We start from the raw sequence: 14232 nt of genomic DNA, 5'->3' as shown, positions 1-14232 counted from the left end.
GGGCGGGCGCACGCACTGTTAATGCAAAGTCATTGGGGAATTATGCACGGTTCTGAAAGCGTTCCTGTAAGCCGCGTCCGCGATGGCGCCCTGGACCTGCTCAAGTGGCTGGCGCTGCTGAGTATGGTGCTGGACCACCTGCGGTATGTCGGTTTGAGCCTGGACGGGCTGTATGTGCCGGGGCGCCTGGCGTTCCCGTGGTTTTGCCTGGCGATCGCGGCGAATTTGCATCGGGTCAAGGACGCGCCGGTGGCGGGGCAGTGGCGCTATCTGGGCTGGTTGCTGCTGTTCAGTGTGATCAGTGAGGTGCCGTACCGGATGTTCATCGACGACGCCGACACGCTGAACGTACTGCCGACCCTGGCGCTGGGTTTGCTGGTTGCCCGGGGATGGCAGCAGAAGACGGTTATTGATCGAGGATTGGCGTTGATCGCGCTGGTTTTGGCGGGGTTGTTTTCGGCTCAGTTGATGTTCGGGTTTTTTGGTGTGCTGCTGCCGTTGGCGATGCTGCTGGTGTTTCGCCGGCCGTGGTACTTCAGCGTGCTGCCGGGTGTGGTGTGCCTGGCTGCCAATCAATGGCAGATCCTGCTCAATAGCGGCACGCTGGTGGCGATGCTGGGATTGGCGACATGCCTGATTGCGCCACTGGCCGGATTGGTCTTGTTGCGACAGGCCAGGCAGGTGTCGCCGCCGGCCATGCGGCGCTGGGCGTATGCGCTTTATCCGGCGCATTTCCTGCTGCTGCTACTGGTCCGCAAGATCATCGCCTAACCCCTGTGGGAGCGGGCTTGCTCGCGAAAGCGGTGTGTCAGGCTGCACCTATATTGGCTGGCCCACCGCATTCGCGAGCAAGCCCGCTCCCACATTTGTTCTGTGTTGCTCCGGCCATGTCGTAAACGCACCTTTGCGTGGCGTCCATAGGCATTTGACCTCTCTGCGCCAGCCCTACCATCGCATCAAAGGGCCCCTCCGTCGTGCGGCGGCCCCAACAATACGATTGGCGCACCGCCGCCGCTGGGAGAGACGCGATGTTCAGCAAGCAAGACCAGATCCAGGGTTATGACGATGCACTGCTGGCGGCCATGAATGCCGAGGAGCAGCGCCAGGAAGATCATATCGAGCTGATCGCGTCAGAGAACTACACCAGCAAGCGTGTCATGGAAGCCCAGGGCAGCGGCCTCACCAACAAGTACGCCGAAGGATACCCGGGCAAGCGTTACTACGGCGGCTGCGAACATGTGGACAAGGTTGAAGTGCTGGCCATCGAGCGCGCCAAGCAACTGTTCGGCGCCGACTATGCCAACGTGCAGCCGCACTCCGGTTCGTCCGCCAACAGTGCGGTGTACCTGGCGCTGTTGAACGCCGGCGACACCATCCTCGGCATGAGCCTGGCCCACGGCGGCCACCTGACCCACGGCGCCAAAGTGTCGTCCTCGGGCAAGCTGTACAACGCGGTGCAATACGGCATCGACACCAACACCGGGCTGATCGACTACGACGAGGTCGAGCGCCTGGCCGTGGAGCACAAGCCGAAGATGATCGTGGCGGGTTTTTCCGCCTACTCCAAGACCCTGGATTTCCCGCGCTTTCGCCAGATCGCCGACAAGGTCGGTGCGCTGCTGTTCGTCGACATGGCCCACGTCGCCGGCCTGGTGGCCGCCGGTCTGTACCCGAACCCGCTGCCCTACGCCGATGTGGTCACCACCACCACCCACAAGACCCTGCGCGGTCCACGTGGCGGGTTGATCCTGGCCAAATCCAACGAAGAAATTGAAAAGAAACTCAACTCTGCGGTATTCCCAGGCGCCCAGGGCGGCCCGCTGATGCACGTGATCGCCGGCAAGGCGGTGTGCTTCAAGGAAGCCCAGGAGCCAGGTTTCAAGGCCTATCAACAGCAAGTGATCGACAACGCCCAGGCCATGGCCGGCGTGTTTATCAAGCGCGGCTACGATGTAGTGTCCGGCGGCACCGATAACCACCTGTTCCTGGTCAGCCTGATCCGTCAGGGCCTCACCGGCAAAGACGCGGATGCCGCCCTCGGTCGCGCTCACATCACCGTCAACAAGAACGCCGTGCCCAACGACCCGCAGTCGCCCTTCGTGACCTCGGGCCTGCGTATCGGCACGCCGGCGGTGACCACACGCGGCTTCAAAGTGACCCAATGCCTGGAACTGGCCGGCTGGATCTGCGACATCCTCGACAACCTCGGCGACGCCGATGTGGAGGCCAACGTCGCCAAGCATGTGGCCGCCCTGTGCGCTGATTTCCCGGTTTATCGCTGAGCGCGGTTTTGGAGTAATGACTATGCAACGCTACTCGGGCTTCGGCCTCTTCAAGCACTCACTCAGCCACCACGAAAACTGGCAGAAAATGTGGCGCACGCCCACCCCGAAAAAGGTCTACGACGTGGTCATCGTCGGCGGCGGCGGGCATGGTCTGGCGACGGCTTACTACCTGGCCAAGGAGCACGGCATCACTAACGTGGCCGTGGTCGAGAAAGGCTGGCTGGGCGGCGGTAACACCGCGCGCAACACCACCATCGTGCGGTCCAACTACCTGTGGGACGAGTCGGCGCACCTGTACGAACACGCGATGAAACTCTGGGAAGGTTTGTCCCAGGATTTGAACTACAACGTGATGTTCTCCCAGCGTGGCGTCTACAACCTGTGCCACACCCTGCAGGATATCCGTGACTCCGAACGTCGCGTCAGCGCCAACCGCCTCAACGGTGTGGACGGCGAACTGCTCAACGCCAAACAAGTGGCCGATGAGATTCCGTACCTCGACTGCTCCAAGAACACTCGCTACCCGGTAATGGGCGCCACTGTGCAACGGCGCGGCGGCGTGGCCCGTCACGATGCCGTGGCCTGGGGCTTTGCCCGCGCAGCTGACGCACTGGGCGTGGACCTGATCCAGCAGACCGAAGTCATCGGTTTCCGCAAGGAAAACGGCGTGTGCATCGGCGTGGAAACCAACAAGGGTTTCATCGGCGCCAAGCGCGTCGGCGTGGTGACGGCGGGTAACTCCGGCCACATGGCTTCGCTCGCGGGCTTCCGCCTGCCGATCGAATCCCACCCGCTGCAAGCACTGGTGTCGGAGCCGATCAAACCGATCATCGACAGCGTGATCATGTCCAACGCCGTGCACGGTTACATCAGCCAGTCCGACAAGGGCGACCTGGTGATCGGCGCCGGTATCGACGGCTACAACGGCTATGGCCAGCGCGGCTCGTACCCGGTGATCGAGCACACCATCCAGGCCATCGTCGAGATGTTCCCGGTGCTGTCCCGCGTGCGCATGAACCGCCAGTGGGGCGGCATCGTCGACACCACGCCGGATGCCTGCCCGATCATCTCCAAGACCCCGGTCCCGAACATGTTCTTCAACTGCGGTTGGGGCACCGGTGGTTTTAAAGCGACTCCAGGCTCAGGCAACGTATTTGCCGCGAGCCTCGCCAAGGGTGAAATGCACCCGTTGGCTGCACCTTTCTCCATCGACCGTTTCCACAACGGTGCGCTGATCGACGAACACGGCGCTGCGGCCGTCGCCCACTAACAGGAGAAATTCCCTATGTTGCATATCTTCTGTCCTCACTGTGGCGAACTGCGCTCCGAAGAGGAATTCCACGCCTCCGGCCAAGCGCACATCCCGCGCCCACTGGACCCGAACACCTGCACCGACGAGGAGTGGGGCGACTACATGTTCTTCCGCGACAACCCGCGCGGCCTGCACCACGAACTGTGGATTCACGCCGCCGGTTGCCGCCAGTATTTCAACGCGACCCGCGACACCGTGACCTACGAAATTCTTGAAACCTACAAGATTGGCACCAAGCCGCAATTCACCGCCAAGGCTTCTGGAGAGAAGGTATGAGCCAGATCAATCGCCTGTCTAACGGTGGCCGCATCGACCGCAACAAAGCCCTGAGCTTTACCTTCAACGGCCAGAGCTACAAAGGCTTTGAGGGCGACACATTGGCCGCTGCATTGCTGGCCAACGGCGTCGACATCATCGGTCGCAGCTTCAAGTATTCCCGCCCGCGCGGCATCTTCGCCGCCGGTGCCGAAGAGCCGAACGCGGTGCTGCAGATCGGCGCCACCGAAGCCACGCAAATCCCCAACGTGCGCGCCACGCAACAGGCGCTGTACCAGGGTTTGGTCGCCACCAGCACCAACGGCTGGCCGAGCGTAAACAACGACATGATGGGCATTCTCGGCAAGGTCGGCGGCAAGCTGATGCCGCCGGGTTTCTACTACAAAACCTTCATGTACCCGCAATCGTTCTGGATGACTTACGAGAAGTACATTCGTAAGGCAGCCGGTCTTGGCCGCTCGCCGACCGAGAACGATCCGGACACCTACGACTACATGAACCGTCATTGCGACGTGCTGATTGTGGGCGCGGGCCCTGCCGGCCTGGCGGCTGCGTTGGCCGCCGCCCGCAGTGGCGCCCGGGTGATCATCGCGGACGAACAGGAAGAGTTCGGCGGCTCCTTGCTGGATTCCCGCGAAAGCCTCGATGGCAAGCCGGCGGCTGAATGGGTTGCCAGTGTGATTGCTGAACTCAAGGCCCTGCCGGACGTGGTGCTGCTGCCTCGCGCCACCGTCAACGGTTACCACGACCATAACTTCCTGACCATTCACGAGCGCCTCACCGACCACCTCGGTGACCGTGCGCCGATCGGCCAGGTGCGTCAGCGTATCCACCGGGTTCGCGCCAAGCGTGTCGTGTTGGCCACCGGTGCTTGCGAGCGCCCGCTGGTGTACGGCAACAACGACGTGCCGGGCAACATGCTGGCGGGAGCGGTCTCCACTTACGTGCGTCGCTACGGCGTGGCACCGGGCAAGAAGCTGGTGCTGTCCACCAACAACGATCACGCCTACCGCGTGGCGCTGGACTGGTTCGACGCCGGCCTCAGCGTTGTCGCCGTAGCCGATGCCCGCCACAACCCACGGGGCGCGCTGGTTGAAGAGGCGCGTGCCAAAGGCATTCGCATCCTCACCGGCAGCGCCGTGATCGAGGCCCGTGGCAGCAAGCACGTCACTGGCGCCCGTGTTGCGGCCATCGATGTCAAAGCTCATAAAGTCACCAGCCCCGGCGAGTGGCTGGAGTGCGACCTGGTCGCCAGCTCCGGCGGCTACAGCCCGGTGGTCCACCTGGCCTCGCACCTGGGCGGCAAGCCGACCTGGCGTGAAGACATCCTCGGTTTTGTACCGGGCGAAGCACCGCAGAAACGCGTGTGCGTCGGTGGCATCAATGGCGTCTATGGCCTCGGCGATTCCCTGGCCGACGGTTTTGAAGGTGGCGTGCGCGCTGCCAGCGAAGCCGGGTTTGCGCCGGTGGAAGGTACGCTGCCCAAAGCCTTGAGCCGTCTGGAGGAACCGACCCTGGCGCTGTTCCAGGTGCCTCACGAGAAAGCTACCGCACGGGCGCCGAAGCAATTTGTCGACCTGCAGAACGACGTCACCGCAGCCGCCATCGAACTCGCCACCCGCGAGGGTTTCGAGTCGGTGGAGCACGTCAAGCGCTACACCGCACTGGGCTTCGGCACTGACCAGGGCAAGCTCGGCAACGTCAACGGCCTGGCCATCGCGGCCCGTTCGCTGAATGTGACCATCCCGCAGATGGGCACTACCATGTTCCGTCCCAACTACACGCCGGTAACCTTCGGCGCGGTAGCAGGCCGCCACTGTGGGCACATCTTCGAGCCGGTGCGCTACACCGCGCTGCAAGCCTGGCACGTGAAAAACGGCGCCGAGTTTGAGGACGTCGGCCAGTGGAAACGCCCATGGTATTTCCCGCGCAACGGTGAAGATCTGCACGCCGCAGTGAAGCGCGAATGCCTGGCCGTGCGTGACAGCGTCGGCCTGCTGGACGCGTCCACCCTCGGCAAGATCGACATCCAGGGCCCGGATGCCCGCGAGTTCCTCAACCGCATCTACAGCAACGCCTGGACCAAGCTCGACGTGGGCAAGGCCCGCTACGGCCTGATGTGCAAGGAAGACGGCATGGTCTTCGACGACGGCGTGACTGCCTGCCTCGCCGACAACCACTTCCTGATGACCACCACCACCGGCGGCGCAGCACGCGTACTCCAGTGGCTGGAAATCTACCAGCAGACCGAATGGCCGGACCTCAAGGTGTACTTCACCTCGGTCACCGACCACTGGGCAACCATGACCTTGTCCGGCCCCAACAGCCGCAAACTGCTGAGCGAAGTCACCGACATCGACCTGGACAAGGACGGCTTCCCGTTCATGACCTGGAAAGAAGGCCTGGTTGGCGGCGTGCCGGCGCGGGTGTTCCGGATTTCGTTTACCGGTGAGCTGTCGTACGAAGTCAACGTGCAGGCCGACTACGCCATGGGTGTGCTCGAGAAAATCGTCGAGGCCGGCAAGCAGTACAACCTGACCCCGTACGGCACCGAAACCATGCACGTGCTGCGGGCCGAGAAGGGTTTCATCATCGTTGGCCAGGATACCGACGGCTCGATGACCCCGGACGACCTGAACATGGGCTGGTGTGTAGGCCGCACCAAACCGTTCTCGTGGCTCGGCTGGCGCGGGATGAATCGCGAGGATTGCGTGCGTGAAGACCGCAAGCAGCTTGTCGGACTCAAGCCGATTGACCCGAACGTGTGGCTGCCGGAAGGCGCGCAGTTGGTGTTCGACGCCAAGCAGACGATCCCGATGAAGATGGTCGGCCACGTCACCTCCAGTTATGCCCACAACTCCCTCGGTTATTCGTTTGCCATGGGCGTGGTGAAGGGCGGCTTGAAGCGCATCGGCGAGCGGGTGTTTGCACCGCTGGCGGATGGCAGCGTGATCGAGGCGGAGATTGTTTCTTCGGTGTTCTTTGATCCTAAAGGCGACCGCCAGAACATCTGACACCTGATCGTTCCCACGCTCCGCGTGGGAATGCATCCCGGGGCGCTCTGCGCCCCAAGAGCGGACGCAGAGCGTCCATGGCGGCATTCCCACGCAGAGCGTGGGAACGATCAAATTCAACACAGGTGCTTTATGACAGCAGCCAATGTTTACCAACAACGCCCCACCTCCGGAGCCAAGGCCGAGTCGTCGCTGCACCATGCCGACCTCGCCAGCCTGGTAGGCAAGGGCCGCAAGAATGCCGGCGTGACCGTGCGTGAAAAGAAACTGCTGGGCCACCTGACCATTCGTGGCGATGGCCATGACGCAGCCTTCGCCGCCGGTGTGCACAAAGCCTTGGGTATCGAATTGCCCGGTGCCCTGCAAGTCATCGTCAAGGGCGAGACCAGCTTGCAATGGCTCGGTCCGGATGAGTGGTTGCTGGTAGTGCCAGGCGGTGAGGAATTCGCCGCCGAGCAAAGTTTGCGTGAGGCGCTGGGTGATTTGCATATCCAGGTCGTCAACGTCAGCGGCGGCCAGCAGATTCTCGAACTCAGCGGCCCGAACGTGCGCGATGTGCTGATGAAATCCACCAGCTACGACGTGCACCCCAACAGCTTCCCGGTGGGCAAGGCGGTGGGCACGGTGTTCGCCAAGTCGCAATTGGTGATTCGCCATACTGCTGAAGACACCTGGGAGCTGGTGATTCGTCGCAGCTTCTCGGATTACTGGTGGCTGTGGTTGCAGGATGCGGCGGCTGAGTATGGTTTAAGCGTCCAGGCCTGATCGTTCCCACGCTCCGCGTGGGAATGCATCCCGGGACGCTCCGCGTCCCAAGAGCGGACGCAGAGCGTCCATTGCGGCGTTCCCACGCAGAGCGTGGGAACGATCAAGGAGTCACGAATAATGAGCCGCGTACCCGATACATGGATTTTGACCGCCGACTGCCCCAGCGTGCTCGGCACGGTGGACGCGGTCACTCGCTACCTGTTCGAGCAGGGCTGCTACGTCACTGAGCACCACTCCTTCGATGACCGGCTCTCGGGCCGGTTCTTCATCCGCGTGGAGTTCCGCCAGCCCGATGGTTTCGACGAACAAGCCTTCCGCGATGGCCTGGCCACCCGTGGCGAAGCCTTCGGCATGATCTTCGAACTGACCGCGCCGAACTACCGGCCGAAAGTGGTGATCATGGTCTCCAAGGCCGATCACTGCCTCAACGATTTGCTCTACCGCCAGCGCATCGGCCAACTGTCGATGGACGTGGTCGCCGTAGTCTCCAACCACCCGGACCTCAAGCCCCTGGCCGACTGGCACCAGATTCCGTATTACCACTTTCCCCTGGACCCCAACGACAAGCCGTCGCAAGAGCGCCAGGTGTGGCAGGTGATCGAAGAGTCCGGCGCCGAGCTGGTGATCCTTGCGCGCTACATGCAAGTGCTGTCGCCGGAGCTGTGCCGCAAGCTTGACGGTAAAGCCATCAACATCCACCACTCCCTGCTGCCCGGTTTCAAGGGCGCCAAGCCGTATCACCAGGCTTACAACAAGGGAGTGAAACTGGTGGGCGCTACTGCGCATTACATCAATAACGATTTGGACGAAGGCCCGATCATCGCCCAGGGCGTGGAGGTGGTGGACCACAGTCACTATCCGGAAGATTTGATTGCCAAGGGACGGGATATCGAAGGCCTGACCCTGGCCCGGGCCGTGGGGTATCACATTGAGCGGCGGGTGTTCTTGAACGCCAATCGGACAGTGGTGCTCTGATGGACGCCTTCGCGAGCAAGCCCGCTCCCACATTCGACCGCATTTCAAAGGTAGGACTCGGTCAACTGTGGGAGCGGGCTTGCTCGCGAAGAGGCCCTTACTAACAACGCAAAAACAGCATCTGTACCCGAGCACTTAAACGCGCTGCCTGCCTGGGCAACGCGGTTCCATAAAAACAACAGCGAGGTGAAAGCATGTCTGGTAATCGTGGTGTCGTGTATCTCGGCAACGGCAAGGTCGAAGTACAGAAAATCGACTATCCCAAAATGCAGGACCCCCGTGGCAGGAAGATTGAGCACGGCGTCATCCTGCGCGTGGTCTCCACCAACATCTGCGGCTCCGACCAACACATGGTGCGCGGCCGCACCACTGCCCAGACCGGCCTGGTCCTGGGCCACGAAATCACCGGCGAAGTGATCGAGAAGGGCAGCGACGTCGAGAACCTGAAGATCGGCGACCTGGTGTCGGTGCCGTTCAACGTCGCATGCGGCCGTTGCCGTTCCTGCAAGGAGCAGCACACCGGCGTGTGCCTGACCGTCAACCCGGCCCGCGCCGGTGGCGCCTACGGCTATGTCGACATGGGCGACTGGACCGGCGGCCAGGCCGAATACGTGCTGGTGCCTTACGCCGACTTCAACCTGTTGAAACTGCCGGACCGCGACAAGGCCATGGAGAAAATCCGCGACCTGACTTGCCTCTCCGACATCCTGCCCACCGGTTACCACGGCGCAGTCACCGCAGGCGTTGGCCCGGGCAGCACGGTCTACATCGCCGGTGCCGGGCCCGTGGGCCTGGCAGCTGCCGCCTCCGCTCGCCTGCTGGGCGCTGCGGTGGTGATCATCGGTGACGTCAACCCGATCCGCCTGGCCCACGCCAAGGCCCAGGGTTTTGAAATTGCCGACCTGTCGAAAGACACCCCGCTGCACGAACAGATCGCTGCGTTGCTGGGCGAGCCGGAAGTGGATTGCGCCGTCGATGCCGTGGGTTTCGAAGCGCGTGGCCATGGTCATGAAGGGGCCAAGGCAGAGGCTCCGGCCACCGTGCTCAACTCGTTGATGGGCGTGGTGCGGGTGGCTGGCAAAATCGGTATTCCGGGCCTGTACGTCACCGAAGACCCGGGTGCCGTGGATGCCGCTGCAAAAATGGGCAGCCTGAGCATTCGTTTCGGCCTGGGCTGGGCCAAGTCCCACAGCTTCCACACCGGGCAAACCCCTGTGATGAAGTACAACCGCCAACTGATGCAGGCGATCATGTGGGACCGTATCAACATTGCCGACATCGTCGGTGTGGAAGTCATCAGCCTGGATGACGCGCCACGCGGGTACGGCGAGTTCGATGCGGGCGTGCCGAAGAAGTTTGTGATTGATCCGCACAAGTTGTTCAGCGCGGCTTAAATCGCGGGCAAATAAAAAGGCGACCTCAGGGTCGCCTTTTTTGCATCTGCGGTTGGGTGGGAGAATCAGCGAATCGCCAAAGCCCCCTGATACACCGTTGGCCCCGTCGGCTGCTTGCTCACCGAGCCACCCTTGGTTTCCGAACTGACCATCAGTGTCACCGGCTTGCTGATCGACTCCTGCTGGCGAGGGTTGATGCCGATAATGCCTTTGCCGTCTTCCGGCAGCAGGCCCAGCGACACTGGCGTGCCGTCAGCCGGGACGGCCCACAGTTCCAGGCTTTGATCCGGAGCCGGTGCGGTGGCGGCAATCGGCTGCACTTCGAGGTAATCCTTGTGGGCCACGATTTGCGTGGCCGGTTGCTGGGTGGTGTTCACCAGCAATGCGGCAGCCTTGACGCTGTCCTGGGTGTAGAGGGCGCCGCCGACGCCTGCCACTATCACCAAACAGGCGCCGACGAACAGGCGTGGGCGGTTCCAGAATGAAGGCTTGTGCTCAATCACTTGGGGGTTGATCGCAGTCATTAGGCTCTTCCTGACATGTTTTGTAGTCTTTCATGGACCCAGTTAACGGCGATCGGTTCCTCATCCGTCGTATTGAGCCTCGGATCAGAGTGATGCCAATTGGCCCTGATACAGCACCGGCCCGGTGGGTTGTCCGGTCGGCGAGCCCCCCTGAGGCTCAAGGCTCACTGCCAGGGTCAGCGGCGCCGTCAGCAGCGCCTGGTGTTCTTTGCTCAACTGGATTCGGCCGTTACCCGACACCGGCAACAACCCCAGGGAGATGGGTTTGCCGCCTGCCGGGATTGCCCACAGTTCCAACGCGCGGGCCGGCTCCACGGCCGCCAGGGTCAGCGGTTCCACTTGCAGGTGATCCGCGTAGGCCTGGATCTTCAGCGCCGGCTGCTGATCAGCCGCCACCAGCGTGGCGTTGTACTCCACCCCAAGATCGCGCTGGTACAACACACCCACCAATACCGCGATCACCACCCCGCACGCCGCTACCAGCAAGCGCAGGTTCATCCAGAACGGTTTCTTCGCCGGCATATGCAGCACTTGCGGCTCAATGCGCGCCTTGATCCCTTCCCATACGTGGTCCGGCACCGGCCGTTCAGGCAGCGGCCCGGTGAGGCTGGCGAGGGCATCCTGCCAGTGCCCGAGTTCGACGCGCAGCGCCGCGTCATCCCGCAGCAGCGCTTCAAAGCGCCGGCGGGCGGTGGCAGGCATCAGCCCGATGGCGTAGTCAGCCGCCAGGGCGCGGCGCAGGGCGGTGGTCTGGTAGTTCATGATTCAAGGCACCTGCGCAAGCGCTCCATGCCGCGGCGAATCCAGGATTTGACCGAGCCCAGGGGCGCGGCCAGATGTTCGGCCAATTCCGAGCACGACAAGCCCTGGAAGTAAGCCACGGTGATCGATTGACGCTGCATGCCTTCGAGGCTGTCGAGGCAGCGGTTCAGGGCGAGGGCTTCACGCTCGCTGTCGAGCTGTTCATGGGCGCTGGGGCTTTCGTCGGCCGTGGCGTCCTCCTGGCCTTCGTTCAAGGGTTGTTCGCGGTGTTTGCGCAACTGGTCGATCGCCAGGTTGCGGGTGATATTGACCATCCAGGTCATGGGCGCCGACAGATGGGCCTCATAGCGTGAGGCGTTGTACCAGATGCGCACGAAGCTTTCCTGCAACACCTCCTCGGCCAGATCCTTGCGACCCATGAAACGCAAGGCAACACCATGCAAACGCGGGGAAACGCTGCGATAGAGCGTTTCGAACGCCTGGCGATTACCCAGTGAACACTGGGCCAGCAATTGCCGTAGCTGATCTGCATCGTGGGTCGAAATAGGGCTTCTCCAGGCGCTTGCAACAGAGCGATGGGACGGCGCACGGTAAAGAGGGCAGGCTGAGGTTAGTCCAGCTTGGGCATTCATTCCATCTACCTCCGTGCGGCTCGTGGTGGATATACGCAGCGCAAGGCGCATCGGATGCAGTGGTTTTCTGAACTAATCTGCAGGGAGGGAACAATCCTTCGGCGTACCCAGTCAAACTCCTGCTTTTTGCGCTTACTTTCAGAGGTTGTCTTGATGAAGATTTCACGCGGTTTTGCCCTGTCCTGCCTGTTGACCGTGGCGGCCAGCCCGGTATTTGCGGCAGGTTTCAGCCTCGGCGACGTGGCCAATGCCGTGTCCGGTGCACAAGGTGGCGACAAGGCAGCAGCGGCTGCACCCACTTCACAGACCGCTGGTCTGCTGCAGGCACTGACCTCGCAATTGAACGTGACCCCTGAGCAGGCCGTTGGTGGTACCGGCGCAATGCTGGGCCTGGCCAAGAATAAATTGGGCGGCGGTGATTACTCGCAACTGACCAAAAGCGTACCGGGCCTGGACAAGCTCTCCGGCAGCAACTCCCTGGGCAGCCTCGGCGCCCTGAGCGGCATGCTCGGCCAGAGCGGCGGCAGCAAGACCTCGGGCCTGGATGGCGTGTTGGGTAACGTGAAAAACACCAACGACCTGAACACTGCGTTCAGCGCGCTGGGCATGGACAGCGGGATGGTGGGCCAGTTTGCGCCGGTTATCCTGAAATACCTGGGCGGCCAGGGCGCCAGCGAGTCGGTGCTGGGCAAACTGGCTTCGGCCTGGGGCACTGGCGGCTAAGACCGCTCCGCGCGCAGTTGGGCGATGCGCGCATCCTTCTCCATCCAGAGCTGGTTGACCCAGTTCTGGACGGTCTGGCGAAACGCCGGATCGTTCTCGTAATCCCCCTGCCACAACGCCGGATCCAGCTCTCGGGTACGGATATCCACGATCACCTTCGGCACCGCACCACTGATCAAGTCCCAGAAGCCCGGAATGTTTTCCTGTGGATAAACCACGGTGACGTCGAGCACCGCATCCAGCTGTTCACCCAACGCCGCGAGCACGAACGCCACGCCACCCGCCTTGGGCTTGAGCAGGCGCTCGAAGGGTGAAGCCTGCTGTTTGCGCTTGGCCGGGGTGAACCGCGTGCCTTCCAGGTAATTCACCACGGTGACCGGCTGGCGCTTGAACAACTCGCAGGCCTCTTTGGTGATTTTCAGGTCCTGGCCTGCCAGTTCCGGGTGTTTGGCCAGGAATGCCTTGCTGTAGCGCTTCATGAACGGGTAATCGAGTGCCCACCAGGCCAGGCCCAGGAAGGGTACCCAGATCAGTTCCTTTTTCAGGAAGAACTTGAAGAACGGCGTGCGCCGGTTGAGGGCCTGGATCAGTGCGGGGATGTCGACCCAGGATTGATGGTTGCTGATCACCAGGTAAGAAGTGTCACCCCGCAGGTCGCCGCCGCCGCGAATGTCCCATTGGGTAGGGATGCACAGGGCGAAGATCAGCTTGTCGATCTCGGCCCAGGTTTCGGCGATCCACATGACGGCCCAGGACGCATAGTCACGAAAGCGACCGGGGGCCACCAGCTTGAGCAGGGCAAACACCATCAGCGGCCCGAACAGCACCAGGGTGTTGAGCAACAGCAGCAATGTGACGAAACAGCCGGTGAGCAGGCGGCGCATAAGTAACTCTTGGAATCATTTTTGGCCCGCCATGATAAGCAGCTTGGGCCTGGAGACCAAATCGCAAATAAGCTTACGAATGTTTCACAGCGGGCTGGGTATGCTCTGTGATCTAACTAAGCAGCGAATTTGCAGTCTAGAATTGGCCCACTTATTTCAAGGAAACCTCCTACGTGAAATCCATCCTTGCCCTGCTAACGCTGGTGGCCTTGCCTGTCATGGCCGCCGAGCCGACCCTTTACGGTCGCTACGAATACATCCAACTGCCGGAAATCGGTGAGACCTTCAAGGCCAAGATGGACACCGGCGCGCTGACCGCCTCGCTGTCGGCCCGGGACATCGAGACCTTCACCCGTGATGGCGACGACTGGGTACGCTTCCGCCTCGGCGGCAAGGACGCCACCAACAAGGTGTACGAGCACAAGGTGTCGCGCATCAGCAAAATCAAGAGCCGCGCCGACGAAGATGACGACAAGGACGAAGCCACCGTGGCCAAGCGCCCGGTGATCGACCTGGAAATGTGCCTGGGCAACGTCAAGCGCACCGTCGAGGTCAACCTCACCGACCGCAGCAGCTTCAACTACCCGCTGCTGATCGGCGCCAAGGCCCTGCGTGAATTCGGCGCTGCGGTAAACCCGGCCCGCCGTTACACTGCGGACAAACCGGACTGCTGACGGAACACC

Annotated in this window: 14 protein-coding genes; 10 read left to right on the top strand and 4 right to left on the bottom strand. The window is 62.1% G+C overall.

Going from position 1 to position 14232, the window contains the following annotated elements; all coding sequences use genetic code 11:
- Nucleotides 1-42 precede the first annotated feature (42 nt).
- The 8 genes from HX801_RS14805 (at nucleotide 43) to fdhA (ending at nucleotide 10024) form a co-directional block, all read left to right on the top strand.
- Nucleotides 43-771, top strand: coding sequence for a TraX family protein (locus HX801_RS14805; RefSeq protein ID WP_177022306.1), 729 nt, complete (start codon nucleotides 43-45; stop codon nucleotides 769-771).
- A gap of 257 nt (nucleotides 772-1028) precedes the next feature.
- Nucleotides 1029-2282 carry a serine hydroxymethyltransferase gene (gene glyA, locus HX801_RS14800; protein WP_008434333.1) on the top strand — a complete coding sequence of 418 codons (1254 nt, stop codon included), beginning with the start codon at nucleotides 1029-1031 and terminating at the stop codon, nucleotides 2280-2282.
- Nucleotides 2283-2304: 22 nt separating this feature from the next.
- The gene (locus HX801_RS14795) at nucleotides 2305-3555 is read left to right on the top strand and encodes a sarcosine oxidase subunit beta (RefSeq protein ID WP_003209185.1); all 1251 of its coding nucleotides are present in this window, start codon (nucleotides 2305-2307) and stop codon (nucleotides 3553-3555) included.
- 15 nt (nucleotides 3556-3570) lie between these two features.
- Nucleotides 3571-3873, top strand: a complete 303-nt coding sequence (locus tag HX801_RS14790; protein WP_003209187.1) for a sarcosine oxidase subunit delta — start codon at nucleotides 3571-3573, stop codon at nucleotides 3871-3873.
- Nucleotides 3870-6887 (top strand): sarcosine oxidase subunit alpha, encoded by a 3018-nt coding sequence (locus tag HX801_RS14785; protein WP_102604380.1) that lies wholly within the window; start codon nucleotides 3870-3872, stop codon nucleotides 6885-6887. Before HX801_RS14790 ends, HX801_RS14785 begins: the two co-directional genes overlap by 4 nt.
- Before the next feature lie 132 nt (nucleotides 6888-7019).
- The gene (locus HX801_RS14780; protein ID WP_008434339.1) at nucleotides 7020-7652 is read left to right on the top strand and encodes a sarcosine oxidase subunit gamma; all 633 of its coding nucleotides are present in this window, start codon (nucleotides 7020-7022) and stop codon (nucleotides 7650-7652) included.
- Nucleotides 7653-7772: 120 nt separating this feature from the next.
- Nucleotides 7773-8630, top strand: a complete 858-nt coding sequence (purU, locus tag HX801_RS14775; protein WP_003209192.1) for a formyltetrahydrofolate deformylase — start codon at nucleotides 7773-7775, stop codon at nucleotides 8628-8630.
- Nucleotides 8631-8824: 194 nt separating this feature from the next.
- Nucleotides 8825-10024, top strand: coding sequence for a formaldehyde dehydrogenase, glutathione-independent (gene fdhA / locus HX801_RS14770; RefSeq protein WP_003209194.1), 1200 nt, complete (start codon nucleotides 8825-8827; stop codon nucleotides 10022-10024).
- Between the two features lie 65 nt (nucleotides 10025-10089).
- Here the strand turns inward: fdhA and HX801_RS14765 are convergent, their stop codons facing one another.
- From HX801_RS14765 to HX801_RS14755, 3 genes are all read right to left on the bottom strand, one after another.
- Nucleotides 10090-10548, bottom strand: a complete 459-nt coding sequence (locus HX801_RS14765; RefSeq protein ID WP_003209196.1) for an anti-sigma factor domain-containing protein — start codon at nucleotides 10546-10548, stop codon at nucleotides 10090-10092.
- A gap of 84 nt (nucleotides 10549-10632) precedes the next feature.
- The gene (locus tag HX801_RS14760) at nucleotides 10633-11310 is read right to left on the bottom strand and encodes an anti-sigma factor domain-containing protein (protein WP_087694755.1); all 678 of its coding nucleotides are present in this window, start codon (nucleotides 11308-11310) and stop codon (nucleotides 10633-10635) included.
- The gene (locus tag HX801_RS14755; RefSeq protein ID WP_032899276.1) at nucleotides 11307-11942 is read right to left on the bottom strand and encodes a sigma-70 family RNA polymerase sigma factor; all 636 of its coding nucleotides are present in this window, start codon (nucleotides 11940-11942) and stop codon (nucleotides 11307-11309) included. Before HX801_RS14755 ends, HX801_RS14760 begins: the two co-directional genes overlap by 4 nt.
- Before the next feature lie 153 nt (nucleotides 11943-12095).
- Here HX801_RS14755 and HX801_RS14750 point away from each other — a divergent pair, with 153 nt between their 5' ends.
- Nucleotides 12096-12665: a DUF2780 domain-containing protein gene (locus HX801_RS14750; RefSeq protein WP_003209203.1), complete on the top strand. Its 570-nt coding sequence runs from the start codon at nucleotides 12096-12098 to the stop codon at nucleotides 12663-12665.
- On the opposite strand, the gene HX801_RS14745 is transcribed toward HX801_RS14750, so the two are convergent.
- Nucleotides 12662-13549, bottom strand: coding sequence for an acyltransferase (locus HX801_RS14745; protein WP_102370059.1), 888 nt, complete (start codon nucleotides 13547-13549; stop codon nucleotides 12662-12664). The two genes, HX801_RS14750 and HX801_RS14745, sit on opposite strands and share 4 nt — an antisense overlap.
- Before the next feature lie 173 nt (nucleotides 13550-13722).
- Between HX801_RS14745 and HX801_RS14740 the strand changes: the two genes are divergently transcribed.
- Nucleotides 13723-14223: an ATP-dependent zinc protease gene (locus HX801_RS14740; RefSeq protein ID WP_003209205.1), complete on the top strand. Its 501-nt coding sequence runs from the start codon at nucleotides 13723-13725 to the stop codon at nucleotides 14221-14223.
- Nucleotides 14224-14232: the final 9 nt, after the last annotated feature.

Origin of the sequence: Pseudomonas sp. G1002 (assembly GCF_013385455.1) — a bacterium.
Taxonomy (GTDB): domain Bacteria; phylum Pseudomonadota; class Gammaproteobacteria; order Pseudomonadales; family Pseudomonadaceae; genus Aquipseudomonas.
This window is presented reverse-complemented; position numbering and strand designations above follow the sequence as displayed.

Bases quoted from the DNA above. Each gene is read 5' to 3' on its own strand.
- HX801_RS14805 (WP_177022306.1), top strand. From the start codon at position 43: ATGCACGGTTCTGAAAGCGTTCCTGTAAGCCGCGTCCGCGATGGCGCC.
- glyA (WP_008434333.1), top strand. From the start codon at position 1,029: ATGTTCAGCAAGCAAGACCAGATCCAGGGTTATGACGATGCACTGCTG.
- HX801_RS14795 (WP_003209185.1), top strand. From the start codon at position 2,305: ATGCAACGCTACTCGGGCTTCGGCCTCTTCAAGCACTCACTCAGCCAC.
- HX801_RS14790 (WP_003209187.1), top strand. From the start codon at position 3,571: ATGTTGCATATCTTCTGTCCTCACTGTGGCGAACTGCGCTCCGAAGAG.
- HX801_RS14785 (WP_102604380.1), top strand. From the start codon at position 3,870: ATGAGCCAGATCAATCGCCTGTCTAACGGTGGCCGCATCGACCGCAAC.
- HX801_RS14780 (WP_008434339.1), top strand. From the start codon at position 7,020: ATGACAGCAGCCAATGTTTACCAACAACGCCCCACCTCCGGAGCCAAG.
- purU (WP_003209192.1), top strand. From the start codon at position 7,773: ATGAGCCGCGTACCCGATACATGGATTTTGACCGCCGACTGCCCCAGC.
- fdhA (WP_003209194.1), top strand. From the start codon at position 8,825: ATGTCTGGTAATCGTGGTGTCGTGTATCTCGGCAACGGCAAGGTCGAA.
- HX801_RS14765 (WP_003209196.1), bottom strand. From the start codon at position 10,548: ATGACTGCGATCAACCCCCAAGTGATTGAGCACAAGCCTTCATTCTGG.
- HX801_RS14760 (WP_087694755.1), bottom strand. From the start codon at position 11,310: ATGAACTACCAGACCACCGCCCTGCGCCGCGCCCTGGCGGCTGACTAC.
- HX801_RS14755 (WP_032899276.1), bottom strand. From the start codon at position 11,942: ATGAATGCCCAAGCTGGACTAACCTCAGCCTGCCCTCTTTACCGTGCG.
- HX801_RS14750 (WP_003209203.1), top strand. From the start codon at position 12,096: ATGAAGATTTCACGCGGTTTTGCCCTGTCCTGCCTGTTGACCGTGGCG.
- HX801_RS14745 (WP_102370059.1), bottom strand. From the start codon at position 13,549: ATGCGCCGCCTGCTCACCGGCTGTTTCGTCACATTGCTGCTGTTGCTC.